The organism is Hydrogenovibrio sp. SC-1, assembly GCF_002848135.1.
Classification (GTDB): Bacteria; Pseudomonadota; Gammaproteobacteria; order Thiomicrospirales; family Thiomicrospiraceae; genus Hydrogenovibrio.
The window spans coordinates 1-17,643 of sequence record NZ_PKGB01000020.1 but is presented as its reverse complement, the minus strand read 5'-3'; the positions used below and the strand labels follow the sequence as shown (position 1 = coordinate 17,643).

The 17,643-nt window shown below is 38.6% G+C and carries 13 protein-coding genes; 11 read left to right on the top strand and 2 right to left on the bottom strand.

What is annotated here, in order from left to right; genetic code table 11:
• Positions 1 to 218 precede the first annotated feature (218 nt).
• Complete coding sequence (locus tag CYQ88_RS09855) at positions 219 to 404, top strand: type II toxin-antitoxin system RelE/ParE family toxin (RefSeq protein ID WP_255408784.1); 186 nt, start codon at positions 219 to 221, stop codon at positions 402 to 404.
• Positions 405 to 427: 23 nt separating this feature from the next.
• Here the strand turns inward: CYQ88_RS09855 and CYQ88_RS09850 are convergent, their stop codons facing one another.
• Together CYQ88_RS09850 and CYQ88_RS09845 are read right to left on the bottom strand one after the other, a co-directional pair.
• Positions 428 to 3,973, bottom strand: a complete 3,546-nt coding sequence (locus CYQ88_RS09850; protein WP_101841190.1) for a site-specific integrase — start codon at positions 3,971 to 3,973, stop codon at positions 428 to 430.
• Positions 3,966 to 6,275 carry a hypothetical protein gene (locus CYQ88_RS09845; protein ID WP_101841189.1) on the bottom strand — a complete coding sequence of 770 codons (2,310 nt, stop codon included), beginning with the start codon at positions 6,273 to 6,275 and terminating at the stop codon, positions 3,966 to 3,968. The genes CYQ88_RS09850 and CYQ88_RS09845 overlap by 8 nt, the downstream gene beginning before the upstream one ends.
• Before the next feature lie 213 nt (positions 6,276 to 6,488).
• Between CYQ88_RS09845 and CYQ88_RS09840 the strand changes: the two genes are divergently transcribed.
• From CYQ88_RS09840 to CYQ88_RS09795, 10 genes are all read left to right on the top strand, one after another.
• The gene (locus CYQ88_RS09840) at positions 6,489 to 9,161 is read left to right on the top strand and encodes a hypothetical protein (protein ID WP_101841188.1); all 2,673 of its coding nucleotides are present in this window, start codon (positions 6,489 to 6,491) and stop codon (positions 9,159 to 9,161) included.
• 12 nt (positions 9,162 to 9,173) lie between these two features.
• Positions 9,174 to 9,563 carry a RhuM family protein gene (gene rhuM, locus CYQ88_RS09835; RefSeq protein WP_101841187.1) on the top strand — a complete coding sequence of 130 codons (390 nt, stop codon included), beginning with the start codon at positions 9,174 to 9,176 and terminating at the stop codon, positions 9,561 to 9,563.
• 8 nt (positions 9,564 to 9,571) lie between these two features.
• On the top strand, positions 9,572 to 12,823 hold the full coding sequence (locus CYQ88_RS09830; protein WP_101841186.1) for a site-specific integrase: 3,252 nt from the start codon (positions 9,572 to 9,574) through the stop codon (positions 12,821 to 12,823).
• Between the two features lie 400 nt (positions 12,824 to 13,223).
• Complete coding sequence (locus tag CYQ88_RS09825) at positions 13,224 to 13,598, top strand: hypothetical protein (RefSeq protein WP_101841185.1); 375 nt, start codon at positions 13,224 to 13,226, stop codon at positions 13,596 to 13,598.
• Positions 13,599 to 14,086: 488 nt separating this feature from the next.
• Positions 14,087 to 14,389 (top strand): hypothetical protein, encoded by a 303-nt coding sequence (locus CYQ88_RS09820; protein ID WP_101841184.1) that lies wholly within the window; start codon positions 14,087 to 14,089, stop codon positions 14,387 to 14,389.
• A 154-nt stretch (positions 14,390 to 14,543) separates the two neighbouring features.
• The gene (locus CYQ88_RS09815) at positions 14,544 to 14,903 is read left to right on the top strand and encodes a hypothetical protein (protein ID WP_143483784.1); all 360 of its coding nucleotides are present in this window, start codon (positions 14,544 to 14,546) and stop codon (positions 14,901 to 14,903) included.
• 136 nt (positions 14,904 to 15,039) lie between these two features.
• Positions 15,040 to 15,603 carry an antitoxin Xre/MbcA/ParS toxin-binding domain-containing protein gene (locus tag CYQ88_RS09810; protein WP_101841182.1) on the top strand — a complete coding sequence of 188 codons (564 nt, stop codon included), beginning with the start codon at positions 15,040 to 15,042 and terminating at the stop codon, positions 15,601 to 15,603.
• A gap of 356 nt (positions 15,604 to 15,959) precedes the next feature.
• Entirely contained in the window at positions 15,960 to 16,292 is a 333-nt protein-coding gene (locus CYQ88_RS09805) for a transposase (RefSeq protein WP_101841181.1), read from the top strand.
• On the top strand, positions 16,289 to 16,618 hold the full coding sequence (gene tnpB, locus CYQ88_RS09800) for an IS66 family insertion sequence element accessory protein TnpB (protein ID WP_101841180.1): 330 nt from the start codon (positions 16,289 to 16,291) through the stop codon (positions 16,616 to 16,618). Before CYQ88_RS09805 ends, tnpB begins: the two co-directional genes overlap by 4 nt.
• Positions 16,619 to 16,691: 73 nt before the next feature.
• Positions 16,692 to 17,643: IS66 family transposase (locus CYQ88_RS09795; RefSeq protein WP_233188864.1), on the top strand; the 952-nt coding region annotated here is incomplete at its 3' end.

The window sequence follows — 17,643 nt, the reverse complement described above, 5'->3', positions numbered from 1 at the left end:
ATTTTATCCTTTTTTTATTTTATATGCAATATTGAAAGAGTTTCATTATTAATTGACATCCAACCGATGAAACACTTTTACAAGTGGAGAATTTAAATTTAGATTCCAACCTTATAATTCATATAGCCAATTAAACTAAGAAAATTAACGATTGGTTAAGACCAAAAAAGCCATTGAAATTTCAACTACGAATCTCAAGGGCTTGACTGGCGCAAGTATTGGAAAACCCTCGTGTTGAGTCAAACTGCTTGAGGGAATTAGACAACTGTTACAAGATCAAGCTTCGTCAAAGTGGGTATCGGCTAATATACCAAGTGCAGGATGAACGAATAGTCGTATTTGTAATTGCAATTGGAAAGCGCGATAAAGAACAAGCATATAACGATGCTCAACATCGAGTATAAACGTAAAAGCCTTACAAGGGGCATTATGACTTATAGAAGAACTGAGTGTAGCTTTGCAACATAGTGAACAAAAAATAGCGTTCTAAATCCTTCGAGCCTGATTCTGGGTTTTTCTGGAGCTTAATAATCAAGCGCCCCTTTGTATTTGCGACAACGGTGCTTTGCTTACAGCTATCTGGCAACATTTCTTCTGTTAAACCAGTACTGCTTCGCCAGTCCTCTAGATCATATTGCTGTGACTTTGGCATTTGAAACTTGAAACTATAGCTGGTTTTGGTTAGCTTACATAGCTCTAGAATTGGGCTCACTTCATTGAAGTCATGGCACAAAATATCGTACTTTTTAACCTGCTTCAACGCTGTTGAATCTGAGGATGTCGATATCCTATCTACGAGAGTGGCGATGAGTTGTCGAGCTTCAACGAATTCACTACTTTCAAAAAAACTTTGGTCTAAAATCGCCGCTTGCCAATACTTAGGGAGCTGTTTGAAGCTGGCTAAAAGTCTAGTTTGAGACTGGGGGTAGATGAGCGGCTTCATTCGAAATTTGTTATTTAGACGAAAGTGCTCTTTAATCAGGTTTGGTTCGCAACCTGGCAGATTTAGACGTTCTTTGAATTGTTCAAACCTATTGCTTTTTAAAAGGAATTCAATCTCTTCTATTTCTGATAATAACGAGAATTGATAAAAACAATATGGGGCCAGTTTATACAGTTCCTGTTCAAGGTCTGGAGAATTATATCCAATTTTTTTATCTGTATTTCGCTCTAGATTGCGGGGATCACTCTTCTCATTTTGCACTTCATTGCGCATATCAATATCTGAGCTACCAGAACCTTTAGAATCTGGTTGAGTCCACTGATATACGCTATCTAAGATGACTTCGAGTTTGTTTGAATTGCTTTTTAAACGCTTGTATAGGGTATTTTTATTTGCTACCCCTATTTTTACAGCCCATGGAATCGTCATGACTTCACGAGATTTTTTTATCCGCATTCCGCCACTAGCAATATCTAGGGTATGAATATAGTTCTTTAAGGTTGTTTTAAACTGACCATGCCCCATAATTTTTTGCAAAAAATAGTTTCCCTTGTCGATGCTATGAGGATTATGTAACGTAACATTCCAAGTGCCTTTGGTTTGGATTAGATATTTTGCCGTTAGCGGGCTGGACTTAAAGAATTCAGATTCAAGGTTTATGTCAAATTGAGTATTTAGAAGGGAAAGCATGTCCCAGGATGCTTTTGAGTGTCGAAGATTATGGAACTTAAGCGAATCATCACCCGTAATCTTATGAATTCTTTTCATTAAAGGGTTAATAAGCCGGTAATCTTTTTGTTGTGTTGTTTTTGTGCAAGCAAAAAAGTATTTAGGAAGAGATTTAAATCGTTCAAGTAGTTGATTTAAGTAATCAATGATAATTTGAATTTCATCTGGGGTTAGGTGTTCTTCTAAGTGAAATTTACGACTGGCATTCGTTGTTTTCAAAACGCGGACGTCATTCGAATTAATTATAATATCTGGTTGATCCTTCGTGTTGATAAAGCTTGTCATATCTAGACCAAGTGCTTCAGAGCGCCTTAAGTCTAACTTGAACCCCATTATTAATAAAATTGCAGTTTGAGTATAAACCATCGACGTATCTGGGCTGTCCCCCTCTTTGGCAGCTGAAACAAAGTAATCAAGAATCCGTTGATATTCTTCAAATGAAATGATGTTTGCATCAACCTTAGCATTTTCAAGCCCCGCTTCCGAGAACAATTCTTCGTTATCTGGTATCTGCATGCCCTGTTTATATTGTTTTGAAAACCAGTTTTCAAAAAATCTCAAATAGTAAAGAACCCGCCCTTTGATAATGCCATCTAACTCTACCAAATCAAAATACAGCGATTGTCGAGTGTCTTCAGATTCTTTTATCAAGTCAATGCTGTCAACACAAACGATAAGAGGTAAACCAAATGCATCAATCGATTTTAATGCCCCAGATGGAGACAGTGCCTTTCTAACTCCTTCCCTTTCAATAGCATGCTCAGCTACCTGCTTATCAATCAAGTAACGAGCATACTTTGCAATTAGCTTTTCGATGGGGAGTGATTTTTCACTCGCAATGAGCTCATCAATTTGAAGCTGTATGCCTTTATGGATTTCATAAACCTTTTTTGAAGGGATATGATGAATTGTAAGAATCTTTCTTAATCTTGACCAAAATAGCGTGGGTTTGATTCTTTTATTACCTGCGATATTTTGAGGTGAAAGCCCATTTGCTGATTGTTCTTTAATCAGGTTAAGTTCATTTTCTATCTGCAATATTCGTGAAATAGTTGTTGCTTTTATCGTCGTACTTTCAAAATCTCCTCGATGATAGGCCAGCATCAGCCCAGGGATCCTTCCTTCCAAAAGAAGATAGTTGTTGATGGCATGTTTCCAACTTTTGAAGCCTTCCAGTTTTAAAGTGGTTTTTGCTTTTCCTAGAAGCGAATAAAATCGATCATTACTGAGAGTATTGGTTAATTCTGGTGCTTGTCCTTTCTTCTTAAGGATTTTGAAGTACTGTCGCAGGTAATACTCTGTAATGGGAGATAAATAAATGTCAAAATCCGGTTTATTATTTCTAGTTACTCTAATGAAAAGTAAACCACCTGCCCGAGGCAAGCGCTGCGGTTCATTTAGAACCTCTAAAACGTGATTGAGAACCCATTCTGAGAGTACTTGAGTGTCACGCATCAAACTTATAACCACCATGGTATTGACAAAAAGCGGATCGTTTTTGTGCTTTAAATACTTTTCATCAACCAAAGAAAGTGCCAATTCAGCATCAATTGCTCGCTTCCATTCCACCTCTCTGGCAAAAGGATTGATTTCACGATAAGGTATCGTCACATTGGAGATCAAGCATAAATCCCATAGCTCTTTGTGATTTCCAAAGTAAATGAGCAGATTGACGGTTAATATAAACTCTTCAGTTTTTTTAAAACTATACTTCAATTCTTCTAAGGCAATCACCAGCATAGTATCACCTAAGAACTTGGCCAAATCTCGCTTGATTGTTGCCGTAAATTTTTCAATTCGATTAGGAGTCAACTGCTGACGGCGGTTCTTGTTATATTCGAGTATAAGAATGAGTTGACTATAGGCATCAATATCCAACGTTTGACTGTCAAATTCAGGGCACTCTATCTCCTCTGGAATTTGAAATGGATGCGGATCGGATTGATCATTCAAAGCTAACAACAACCATTTATGGAATATCAGCGCATTTACAGTTCGCTTATTGATTTCTAAAGGGGCTTTTTTAAGCTCTTCAAGATTTCGATTTTTAATCTTTATGAGGCTTTGATGTAGGTCATTTAATGCTGGCGCAGAGATCATCAGATCATGATTTAACAAGCCCTGCCAAAAACTGTCAATTGTCTGATCTTCATAAATCCGTTTCTTAATAACATCCAGTGCCAATCGGCCTAATTGACTGCTTGGTACTGAACGATAAATCATAGGTGCCAAATCACTTGGCGATGACGGTTTAAAAATAACGTCTAATTTATTTAAATCCAATTCCACATCCTTACTCAACACTTCGCTCCTTTGGTTTATCGTCTAATACAGGGAAACCAAGTTCTCTGAGGATAGTAGGAATATGTTGTCTCATTTGTCGAAAGTAATCATCGGAGTTGAAAAGGCACATTTCACCCCAAGGCTGGGTTCCTGTATGCCAGTGCCCCAAATAAGCATCGATAAAATGCCCTGGTACACCTAACTCTAACAAGCGTCCTCTTAAATAATGACGATTAACATTCGTTTTGTATTTTTCAAGCAGTGATAGTAAATTTCGTTGTTGATGACCAATATCTAGGTTGATGGTTTGGCTATTTGAAAAAAACTCCAGCTTAGCTTCCGTTCTTCTATATGGCAAGGGTTCGACTTTGCCCTTTGGATCTGTTTTAAGATAAATCAGGGTGTTGCTCTCAACAATTTCTTGAAATGTTGAGCTGACAACTTTTGCTTTTTTAAAAGCGATGATTAATTTTTTTCGCACCTTGCTATATTGTGCTAGCGCGTTTCTCAGCTCAGGTGGCACATAGGTGATTCGGGTATTGAAACCATCGAATTTATTTTTATCGTTAACTCGATACAACCCTTGTTGGCTAATTTCTTTCAATTCGACAATCGGATCGGTGATATTGCGAATTGCACAAGAAAACCCACAAAATAAGTCTAGATAAATAGCCATTGCATTAAACCTAAAGAGAAATTCTTCTAAATTTTGCATCTCAAACTTTACAGGCTCATTTAGTGGGCTAAATAACTCTTGAAGACATTGCATGATGTCTGAAAAAGTATCTTTTCTGATATAATATGGCGAGCCGATTCTGACACCATTTCGGTGATATCCCCGATACGGTTTTATTGTAGTTTCTAGTATCAATTCACAGTGCTTTTCAAAAATACGTTGTGTTTTCCGTTGCGGCACGGATGCATAGTGGCGTTGTGTTTTTTGCAAACCTGATTCTTTACCGGTAAATATCGATTGGAGCCACAGATCACCACCCGTAAGGTAGCTATAATTGCGACTAACACCTTCCAATAAATCTTGTTCAGTCGAGTTAATTTGCTGGTCTTTTAAAAACCGATTGATGAACGTTTTCTTAGGCATCATGTGATACCCCGTAATAGTCATTTGATCATAGGGAAAACTATCAATCAGAGTTGCAAAAAGTTTCTCAATTTCAGGGGGCAACATAAATTCGATTGTATCAACGCTATTGTTTTCAAAATAGATAAGGTCGTTTAACAAGGCGAATTCATGTTTATAATGTGAAAACTTGAGCCATACCTTCTTGTAGTCGGGTGATACAAACAAGGTATGAGCATCATTTTTGAATTCAACTTCTTCTGAAGGTGGCGTTTGACAAATTCTAAGACGCTGAAATCTTCGCCCGAAACAGGTCTGTGCCAATAACGAAAAAAACACTTTACGAATTTCTATAGTATTGTCCAGATGAACCTGATCTTTAATGTGATCACAAACCTCAATGATGCGGTTCATTAAATCATTTATGACGGCTTGTGGCACTCTCGCTCTTAGGTTTTGATTAGATAGAGCAATTTGCTGGTGAACATGCTTGGCATGGGTTAATTTGGTCACCGGGTTTGTCAGTTCACAGATTGTTTGTGGCCAGGTTAATTCATCTCTAATGTATTCATCGCTTAAATCAATATCATGTTCTTCATAAAAATCCGTTAACTCTTGTTCTATAGGAGATTGTAATGTTCGAACCTTGCTATCAGAACCAGGCATCTCTTCTTCTGTATATTCGAACTTCTGTTTGAACTGTTTATCAATCGCAACAAGCCCCATTCTCCGATTATATTCAGCTCTAGCAGTTTCCTCTGAGTTGAGCTTAGGTTCATTAGATTTTTCTTTAAAGAATTTATTATTTAGAAAATTTATAACTTTTGTCTTCGCTCGACCGATATCATTGCTAGCTTGGGTTTTCTCGTCTTGGTTGCTGGTATTTTGATTTGTTTCTTTGTATTGGCGTTGTTTAGCTTCTTTAAGGTTTAATTCTTTATCGTTAAGTACCGTCCCTTCCATAGAACCTTGAGCCAAGGCGTTGACTATGTACTTTCGGCTTTTCATTTTTTCATAATTGGGTATATTCAGGTGAGCATAGTGCTCTAAATCAATCATTTTTATCATTCCAGAAAAAAGGTCATAACCATCCTTTTTAGATAGTTTGCGATTCTTGTCTGAAATGATCTTTAGTAACTGAATTTTTATAAAAAAGTGCACGTCAATTGCTTGGGAAAGCAGTGCATTTTCTTGAATAACAGTTGAATCTATATAATACGCCAAATCAAAATACGGCCACATAGCTCAGTCGGTAGAGCAAAGATTGAAAATCTAATTTAGCACACTTACTTAACCACCCATCAACCTGCTAAAACCTACATAATTTAGCATTAAACTAGCATAAACAGAGAGTTAACAATCCCCCTTCAAAGTAAGTTAAGATAATTTAATTCCCATAAAACTTAATTTATGGCACAATTATCAAAGTGAACTTTTGACTAAAGGACTCGACAATTGGCTAGTAAAATTGATACGCTTAGGCTGTCACTCGTCAAGCAAGATGCCCTAGTGCTATCTGATATGTATGGCAAGGATCCATTCGCGCATATCCCTAAGCTAGAACCTTCCAGTGCCTTGCAGCTACAAGCCTTTATCACTCCTCCTGTAGACTTCGAAAAAGCAACATCTAAAAGCCGCAACAAGCCTCATTACCTGCTTTTTATTGTAGATGTCCTAAAGCGTATACAGTTGATGGGATCAGCCATTCTTGATCGAACCCAATTTAAAATCAATAATCAAATATCCGATAATTTTCAGAGCATCATTTCATTGTCAGAAACATGCCTTAATCACTTTGAGGCCCTGGTTGACGATTTTCCTAGCCTATCGGTGGACAGTTTTATTGCCGAACTGACTGCCAAGGTTGGTTACCTTGAAAAACAAGATATCGCCCAACAAATAACTAGAGCCATGGACGGCATCATTAATGAAAACCCTTTATATGATAGTTTGTTTGAACCCTTCATCTTTCATCCAACCGAGACTGAACTAGAATTCCTGTCCAATCATGCCTTTATTTGCGCAGCTTTATGGAACGCTCATTTTATAATTCCGCATAAACTTCATGCAAAGCACAGTATGTCCAGAGAGCTCAGGCGCATATCAACCACTCAAGCCTTATGGCACTCTGATTTTGGGGGGTATGAAACCTACGAGGAGTTGATTCAGGACATAGAACAGTATGGTGAATTTAGCAAGATTGTCTTCTACCTTAACAAGCTTTACAAAGATGATAATCCTCGCGCCAAAAAGTCGAAAGGCGGAAGCGGCTCAAACACACCGAGACCAAGAATACGGTTTATCAAAGCATCCGATAATATCACCACAAATGACCTATCTATTGACGGTACCAATATCCAGCTTGTCAGAACCATTGGTGAACGCTCCTCAACAGACACTGAAAGTGCCTTGGATTTAGCGGAGGATGAGTTAACAGATGATGAATACTTTCAAGAATCTGATGATTCGCCAACCTATTCGATAGAGCGAAAAAATTTAACTTCTCGCCAAGCCATATCACACATTGAAAAGGCCAATCAATTTCTGCGCGACCAACTTACAAACCAAGAATTTGAATCCATACTAGATTCATTAGAAAAATATGCTCATGCCATAACTTCCAAAAGAAATCCTCTTTATGCCAGTTCCGCCGTCATACAAATCGCTTTAAGCCTATGCACAGGTAACTCACTTAACAAGCGCTATCGGATTCGGTTAACTGCAGAAGAGGATAAGTTGATTCAAAAAGTTATTAACTTGAAGGCGGATTGTACCCAAGTGTACCTGCCTTTAACCTATAAATACCTCAGTGGTATAGAGGAAAACCATGGTCAGAATTATCGGACCGATAAATTCATTTGTTATAACTTACCCAACAGAGTGCAGACCATCCTAAAAGCGGCTGTAAAAGTCTGGACAGATGCAAAAGCAAACTTGGAAACAAATGAAGGTTCTTTAACCGAATACAGTATCTATACAAACAATCAGACTTTAAAAAGACTTTTTGAAAGCTTCAAACTAGATCAACGGCTAACGCCTGAATTTGTTCAACAAGCAATTCAGAGCACCTTCTTTAATGCTTCAAATGGTGACTTTTGGTCCGTTTCTATTTTATCTGGCACACCCAAAGTCATCGGTGCAACTCAGTTGCATTACACGACATTGGCCAATTTAAAGCTTTTTGAAGACTATCAGAAAGGAATCTATGCCTTATTCAGAGAGAAGGTAGAACTTCCTAAAAAAAGCTCACCCAATCTATTTATTGGATATGGCAACCCTATCCGTCCAATCAAATCCATTGTGCAAAAAGAACTGACTCATATCTCAAGCTTCGTTTCCACTAAACTTGACCGGGATCCAATGAGTTTAGCAACTCACGAACTTATTGATCTCGTCAATTTAATCATGCTGTTTGCTGAAACCTACAGCTCATACTTTACGGCCATTCGTAATGTAACCAACCCCTATATTGGCTTGCAATCAATTGACCATGAAGGCTTTACCATTATTACCGACAAAGTCATTCAAGGTGGCTATAACACACGTATTATTCCAATTCTGGAGCCAATTCAAGACATGCTTGACTATTTTGAACACTACACTGTAAGGTTAATCGATATTTTCAGACGCAAAAAACTCGCAAAATGGTCGGACTTCTTTGCTTCGAACTTAGAACCAGAATTTAAATGGCGAGGACTTGTTTCACCAAATAAAGCTTTTCCAGGGTACTTTCTAATTAGCACCGAATTAATACAAAAAAAAGGGATGCACAGTCGATTGAAATTGATTCCTTATACTCGGCTCTCAGCACTCAAACTCTATGAGGCGTCAGGACATCTCAACAACCCCTTATTCTTGAAGCTTGCACCAAATGCCAATCGCCATTTTTTGCGCTCTGCACTTTTAGAAAGAGGTGCCAACCCGGAATATATTGATGAATTTATGGGGCATCGTCATTTTGGGACTGAATCATGGAATCTTGTGGCATTATTTAATCAGCAAGACTACCGTAAGGCGATAAAAGCAGAGCTTCAAAAAATCTATGCCGATTTCAAGGTTCCGTTGCCATTTAAACCGATTTCCAATCAGGTTAACGATACACTTAATAGTAACTACCCGATAAAGTAGAGGATAAACTTGATGTCCCATGTTGAAATATACAAAACAGAAAATGAAATCAAATTAAATGTGACGTTGGAAGATGATACGGTTTGGATATCTCAAGCCCAAATGGTAGAGCTATTTGGCCGTGAAAGATCCGTCATTACCAAACATGTCAACAATGTATTTAAAGATGGAGAGCTGGAAGAAGCAGGCAATGTGCAATTTTTGCACATTCCAAATTCAGACAAACCAGTAAAGTTTTTCAACTTAGACGTCATCATCTCTGTCGGTTATAGAGTCAAATCTCGACAAGGTGTTCAATTTATAAAATGTGCTATTCAACTTCTCAACCAATATCTAGTGAACGGTTACGCCCTCAATCAAAAACGTTTACAAGAATGCAACATCGAGTTTGAAATAGGGTAAGTCTTGATGTGAATACCTTTAAAAAAAAATTAGTCATTTATACTTTCTGGGCACAACACATTACGGCGGAATCCGAATATGCATGTGTTGCGCAAAAGGCTAAAGAACTTTTGTTAGCAATTGCCATCAAAGGCAAGTATCAGCGTCGAGAGGAAGATAAAACAGCTCCAGTGATTGCAGTGTTTGCACAGCATTTGCTCGGCATTTATACCCCAGAAAAAATTTATGATATTTACCACAAGCTCTGGCCCACTTTGATTGAACCCAGTGAAACGAAACATTTAAATGAAGCAAACTTTCACCAATTTCAGAAAGTGATATTGGACAATGGCACAAGCAATCTCAAACAAACCGCCCAAATCCTTGAGTTTCTCAATATGGTTATCGATTTTGGTAACAGCAGCCTTCTATGGCATCTGCCATTTTTTGATACCTTAAAACAAATCCCTCGGCCAATTAACCCTTTGGGTACGCCAGAAAGCTGGCAAAACTATTTATATGCCACTGAATTAAAAAACCTGCACCTTAAATTCATCCGAGACGAGTTGCACACTTCGAACTTGTCAGATGAAATCAAATTGGGAGTTCTAGTAACTGACTTACTGTTTCAGTCATTTGTGTTAAACAAAATGCAATTGATTATGCTCATAAAACAATTACCCGATGAGGCCAATTTTCATTATCAGAACAAACGGCTTTTTTTCAATGTACCCGTAGATGATTTCAACCCTAACAGGCGTGTATTTCTTTCTCCGATTACCGAGCTTTTAATTTACCGTTTGACACCGCATGATTTGATTACAACTCTAGTTGAAAAAAAAGTACAACACCACCACATTGAGAATAAGTGCTCGCCAAACACCGTCAACTCTCACAAAACAAAACACAAGTTATTTGCGAGCGCTTTACTTAAATCGGTAAGCACTTATACAAAACAACTTGGCATTCCACAACACTTAATGCCCACTTCCTTATTTGGGATCTGTCGCTTAGCTGAATTGGGGCTATTTGATACCTTAGCCCCCGTTATCCTCCACAACACAGCAGGCACATTAAAATCTCACTGCTTAAAACCTTCAACACTAGAAAAGCTATATGCCATTTCTTTTAATGATCAACACTTACCCTATGAATCTGAGCCGAAAACTCTAAGCGAGAAACCTTGCTATAGAAGCTATGGGCTTTCACAAGTGCGTAAAGTCTTTAATCATCCCAGTCGCAAAGCCGATCCAAAAACTTTGCATACGAAAATCTTAGGCGAAGCTAATAGTATTTATGGTTTAACACCCAATTTACAATACCTATTGGACTGGGGGTTGTCACAATTAAAAGTCTTGCCTGGCAAAAATCGTTTTGATATCAGCCCCATCAAAATCCTTGGTAAACTCGATTCGATTGCCAGGCATATTCTGGGTGTCTTTCATGAGAGAGATCTGCTAAAAACATCATCAGATGAGCGGGCAAACTTATTCCTAGAGGTGATTGACCAGGCCATTTCCGATCGTAATGTCAACACAATCCAATACAACCTGAGAATTTTCAATAGCTGGCTAGAGAAGAACAAAAAGGCACCGCCCATTTATGATAAAACGGAAGTGTTTGGGGATCCTAAACTCACTGATATGACCGTAAACAGTAATCTCTTCACCTTTGATGCGTATGAAAGGGTCAGAAAACATCTTAAAAACCTTCAGAAAGATCTCTCAGATAAGGAACAACAAAACCGTTATGCCATGATGGATTTGATGCTTATTCTTGGCTTTAAATGCGGATTGCGCTCTACTGAAGCATTTAAGATTAAAGTCAGCGATTACATCTACTGTGCCAGTTTCCCCATTCTGGTCATCCGTGAAAGTTATGACCGCGAACTGAAAACCACCTCGGCAAAGCGCAGTTTGGAATTGGCCAACTTACTCACTAACGATGAAATCGATGTCATTAATCAACGCTTTTTCAAACTCATGCAAGAAGTCCAAAGAAAAGGTATGCGAGAGCAGCAAAAATTGAAAGAAGCACTTTATCTTTTTGGCAAAACATCTAATCCGTCTAAAACCCCGGCGATTCAATACATTAAGCATCCATTAATGAGATTTATACATGAATCGTCGCAAGATCAAACACTCAATTTTCATCATCTGCGCCACAGTTTTGCTTCTTGGCATTTTTTATCTGCTTGTATAGCAGAGCTTGATTTAAAACTGAAAGATACTTTTCTCGCGTTTCCAAAAACACAGCAGTGGCTGGAGTGTGCACAAGAAAGAAAATTAGCGCTACTTCCAACCACTCAAAAGAGTAAAAAGGCGCCTTTCTGGATTGCCATCAAAATGGGGCACGCCAATTTTAAAACCACTTTTGAGCACTATATCCACACATCGGACCTTGTGATAATGATGATTCAAGACCAACTGGCTGAAAAGTTTAACTCGCAATTCTGGGCAAATCTATCTGGTGCAAATGATTCTTATTTACGTAAAAAGAAGACGGAAAAAATTGCTTATGCTTGCCAGTATGTCGCTCCTAAAGCATTAAAACAGCGGATTAAACTGCAATTAAAAGCTCATCAATCCGCGGTGTTTAAATCTGAACCGATTTTTACTTCTCCTCCTAAACTAGAAACCTTATCCGCCACATGGGTTAAACAAATGACGACTTATCAAGATTTAGCACAGATTGACAGCCGAGATAAGCTTTCAAGAAAGGAGCGCCGGATTGAAAAGTTTTTCATGAAAAACCCTAAGTATCGTTTGCGAGCGCTTAATAAATCTGAAAAATTCGTGTTTGATAGCCTAGCAAAAAGACTTAAAACCATTAGCGGTGGCGATTTATCTCAAATGCACCAATTAGCGCCCGAAATAAAAACTTGCCTAGACCTGTTTGATCAATGCTTAACCCCTGAGTCAAATGACTTAACCACCCTAAAGCCTCAAAGAAGCTATCAGCTGCTCACCACTGATTTGCATCAAGCAACCACATTAAAGGGATTAATTGAGCAGTTAGAGATGAAGTTCATAATTTTGATCCACCTAAAAAGGCCCCAAAAACCCTCTGATATCGATCGAAATCGTGAGGACGTAAATTACTGGAAAACAGGGTTAGAGTTAACGCCACAGCAGATTAAACAACAAGCCAGCTACCCTTCTCGCCCTGGAACACACTCAAGAATTGAGATACGGGTAGTCAATGATAAAAATAGAAAGCATCATCCTTTTTATTATTTGATGTGCACGATTTGTGTATTTCGTCGTTTAAACCCAAGCTGACTGGCGCCCAAAATACCGATCTGCGCTATCTCCAAGTCTTTTGGAGAAAAAACTCCTAGAAATTCAGGCCTTAGCCGTTAGATATTTAACGACTAGACTGAAATAACATTTAACGCCCACCACAGGAATCAAGCAACATAAAAAAATGCACGATTATTGCATTTCTTGATTGCCTGCCTAATCTTAATTATGTCATTCGTTGATATATGTTTTCTGCTGTTGAATATCAAACCCGCCGAACACCGAATATCATCAACTCATTAAAAAAGTCAATTTTATTAATTTCAAAATAGCTACTTTAAAAAAAGAATCCCCCTTTAGATGTCGAGGCTTTAGAACAAGCAAAAAATTTTGTTTTTAAAGTTTTTTAAATTAACCATCAAAATAGGATAGATTAATTATGAAATTTGAAGACTTTGGCGTGAAAATGAAAGAAATGGGGATCGCTAGACAACAAAATGAGTTTTTCTTTCACGGAATACCTCTGCTTGATTTTTTTAAAATAAATCCAAATAAATTTACGTTCATGGTTGCTCAGAAAATTAATGATGAAAAGTTTGCTTTATCTTTCGACTTTTCAGAAAAAATTCTTAAGCAAATTTTTGTCAAAATGGCATCTGAAAAAAAAGTACCTACCAAAAAAGTTCCGTTTTTCAGCAATAGATTTATTTTAAATCAAGCCATTTATATCAACATCAAAGCAACTATGGGTAAAGAAGAACGCGATTCATGTGGAGACGTCTTTATTCCATTCATCATTGAAGAGGTTCTTTAGTATCCATAAATCAAACGACCATCAATAATGCACATCTCGTCATCACTTGGCGGTGACGAGATGATCTAGTTCTAAACAAACTTAAGCATCTTCTAGCTTCTCAAAATACTGTTCATTAAGTGTTTCAGAATACCGAGGACTAATACGCTTCGATCACATAATTTTTCAGTATTACATATTCATTGATAAATCAGCGCAAATTGCACTGTGCTTATAATGGGGACCTAAAAACTTTTAAAAGTGCATTTAAAGTGCATTAATTCAGCTCCAAACGACCTAAAATTGAATACCCTTACCTGCATAAATCAATTCAATAATCCTTTATAAAAAATTTCAACCCAAAAACACCCTTCCTAAATTTCGATTCCCCCTTTCGTTAGTAGAAGTTGATTTTACTTCGCATATTTCGACTCCTGTCACCGCCTGAATAAACCGTTTATCGAACCCAACTATTCAGGTTTATTGATGAATAAATGAGGAGAAAAATCATGTCACTATCACCTTTTACTTGGGTATTTTTCTGCCTGTTTACTTTTGCTCTGGCAGGTCTGTTTTTTACTACACGTAAAGAGAAAGCTGCTGCAAATAAATTGCGGGAATCCCGCAGAAATAAAGCCATTGAGACTCCTGAGGAATATGAGGTCTTGCTTGAAAAGCTGGATTACTTATCTGATCAACCGGATCTTAAAGCGAAAGCAGTTGCACTCATTAAAGATTATGAGAAGAAGCTTGAACTGATTCAGTTCATCAAACTCAATCAAAGCCAATCCGAGAAGAATGTCAATAATTAATCGCGCTGGCTTATTAATCAAGAACTCAAAATTGCACGGAAAATGCATAACTTCAAAAGAGGATTTTTAAATGAAAACTAACATTAAAATGCATTTAACCAAAATACCTGTATCCAAGCAGATCTTTATCGTCTTTGTATGACTATGTGCATTGTTGAGCTTTAAGCTCTATTCGGATATAGAAGGCAAAAAACACTACTTGGCGCTATTTATTGAAAGGCAATATCACCAGAAAGTTGATCCTTCAAACCCCGAACAAATCATTTGCATTCAAAATCAATTGCACTATCCAACTATTGAAGGCTTTGCACGATATTTACCCTTTACTGGGACGGTTTGTGATCCCAATAGATTTAACAACCTGCCTTTAAAGGATGAGATTGAATGGAAAAGTACGGTGCTAGAACTGTTGCTTTTATTTATCACAGTGACAGCAGCACTATCCTTTTATGCATTTGTCGTTGCTAAAAGCCGTGATTGGGATATTGAAGAAGGCGGCACGGACAAAAACTAAGACTGTATCAATATTGATATGCTGATTTGAATATTACGAAGTGTTGTCATCAACTCTCTACCGTCTGTATCACTACAATCAAAGGGCGTTGAGGTAATTAGATGTGAAAAGATTAAACTATCGAAGGAAAGTAATTATGCTAGAAAAAATTATTGTTGTTTTGTTTGTACTAGGGTTTTATGGTTTTCTTTATTGGTTTGCGAACAGTTTGATTAAAGACCCGAAGAAGAAAGACACAGCTAAACCAAATAACAAGCCAGTAGAGCAAAAATCAATATCATCTAATACAAGCATGCTCGAAGCCATTGGTTTTTCCAGTCATAACCATTTTAGGAATTTCGAGACACTTGAAAGTGACAGCATTCATGTCAACGCCATAGCACTACTGGCTGAAGAACTGGGTATTTCAGAAACGGATTTGCTAGGTTATCTTGGATTGCCAGAAAATACGGTGAATGACTGTATTGAATCTAATGATTCATTACTTAATTTTCACGGTGCTAATCTTGTGTATGGATTAGCTGACACTTTAGATACAGCAAATCGTGTCTTAGGCACTAAGGAAATTGCAGTTGAATGGATGAAAGAACCAGCTAAATTTCTTGATGATCGAAAACCTATTGAGGTGGTGAAGAATATTACTGGAATAAAGGCCGTGAACCAGCTGCTTATGCAGATTGAGCATTCTGTTTATTCATAGTCGAAAAACCTGTGCATCATACGAGCTCTATGTTCGCAAAACCTATAAACCAAAAAGCCCAGCTATTAAACTGGGCTTTGTAGGGCCTCTAAGGGCAACAGTCAAATTCTGGGCTAGCTGGATAGCCTTTGTCTTTTGTTGTTGCCATTTACAAGATGGGACACTTCATTACGACTTTAATTGGCAGCTAACTGAGGTAATTACACCAAGGCTAAAGAGCTTAAAAGGCTTACCTGAATTTGCAATGTTCAAAAATTGCACATTGCTTTTTTGTAAGCGTCCGGTGAACACACCTTTAATTCAACACCGCACCCTCTAAAATAGGTGTCCACCTAATATAAGTGGACACCTAAAATATGACAAAAAATCTTCCAAAAATAACCCGACGTCAATTTTCTTCCGAATTTAAAGCAGGCATTGTTGCTGCCTGCCAAGAGCCTGGTGCCTCTGTCGCTCAGGTCGCCATGTCTCATGGTATTAACGCCAACCTTGTCCATAAGTGGATTCGAAACACCAAAACCTCAAGTCCCAACCAACCACAACCTAGCTTTATCGCTCTGCCGACCCCGCCATCAAGTTGTGAAAAAGTAACCTTTACGCTTCCTTCTGCCCAAGGACAAATTACCATAAAATGGCCTCTTGACCAGATCATGCAATCAGCCCAGTGGTTAAAGGAAGTGATCTCATGATTCGCATTGATCAGATATGGTTAGCCACCGAACCCGTCGATATGCGAGCAGGCGCAGAAACATTACTGGGTCGGGTCGTTCAAGTATTCGGCCAAGCCCAACGCCATCATGCCTATATTTTTACCAACAAGCGATCCAATCGCATTAAGGTATTGGTTCAAGATGGTTTTGGCATCTGGGTCAGTGCTCGTCGACTCAATGAAGGCAAGTTTCAATGGATTCAGTATCCATCACATAAGTCTATGACATTAAGTGCAGAGCAAAGCCAAGCCCTAGTTCAGGGGTTGCCCTGGCAGCGGTTGGAACAGCCGGTGCAATGTCTCTAAAAATCTATCCAAAAAAGGTTTTTTACCCCCCAAATCAGAATCATGTTTACCCCGTTTTGGTATAATGTCGCCGATGAATGAAGCCGCTTTAAACCAGTTATCACCTGACCAATTAAAACAGTTCGCTACAGAACTGATGGCGCAGTTGACTCACCTAGAAAAGCAGGCACAAGCTGAACTGGCAGACAAAAACCAGGCCATTGAAAATGCTCAAAAGACCCTACAACAAAAAGAATTACACATTGAAAAACTCACCTATGAACTGGCCTATCTTCGACGCCTAAAATTCGCCCGTAGCAGTGAACAACTCAGTGCCTTGCAAATGAGCCTGCTAGATGAGGTGAGTGATGCCGACATTGCCGCTCTGGAATCGGAACTTGAACAGCTCAGCCCACCTGAACAGTCTAAAATCAAGCAACAACCAAAACGCCAATCTTTACCCAAAGACCTACCCCGAAAAACCATTGTTCATGAACCAGACAATGTCGAATGCTCGTGTGGCTGTCAGCTACAGCGTATCGGTGAAGACGTCAGTGAAAAACTCGACTACATTCCAGGTAGCTTCCAAGTTGAACGTCATGTGCGTGGCAAGTGGATCTGTAAAGACTGTGATCGCTTAATCCAAGCCCCCATGCCAGCACAGATCATCGACAAAGGACTGCCCACCGCAGGCTTGCTGGCGCATTTACTATTAGCCAAGTACGTTGATCATCTTCCCTTATATCGCCAAGAGAAAATCTTTGAACGAGCGGGCGTGGCATTAAGTCGCTCTACCTTGGCCGAATGGGTTGGTATCTGTGGCGTGCATTTAACCCCACTGGCCGATGCCCTAAAAAATGAACTGCTCAAACAAGCTGTTGTGCACGCAGATGAAACCCCGGTACCGATATTAAAGCCTGGCAACAAGAAAACCCAACAAGGCTATGTCTGGGCTTATGCCAGCACTTCATTCAGCGATTTAAAAGCCGTTTACTATGACTTTAGCCCTGGACGCAGTGGACGTTATGCCCGAGACGTTCTAGGTC